Below are 277 nucleotides of genomic sequence, written 5' to 3'. Positions count from 1 at the left end.
AATCAAGCGTGTTGAGATCCTTGGTACGGTTCAAGACGAGCTGCCAAACCTACCTGAGCTGAACCCTGAAGATTTAGCTGAGTGTCGTACTCTTGGTGAAATCGTTACTTACATGAACAGCAAGATGCCAGCATCAGCGCCTGTGGCAGCACAGCCAAGCGCAACTGCTGCTGTTCAAGCCGCTAACGGTCTTGATGCAAAAGTCGTTCAACAAACCATGCTAGAAGTGGTTGCTGAGAAGACAGGTTACCCAACGGAAATGCTTGATCTAGAAATG

General features: G+C 48.4%; 1 protein-coding gene. It reads left to right on the top strand.

Features of this window, described 5'->3' with window-relative positions; translation table 11 throughout:
- Positions 1–277 (top strand): hypothetical protein (locus AB4653_RS25885; protein WP_372105660.1); only part of this gene is annotated, 277 nt, incomplete at both ends.

This window comes from Vibrio sp. 10N.222.48.A3, from assembly GCF_041475345.1.
GTDB classification, from domain to species: domain Bacteria; phylum Pseudomonadota; class Gammaproteobacteria; order Enterobacterales; family Vibrionaceae; genus Vibrio; species Vibrio tasmaniensis_A.
Note: the sequence above shows the minus strand (reverse complement) of the source record. Positions and strands in the feature narration are given on the sequence as shown.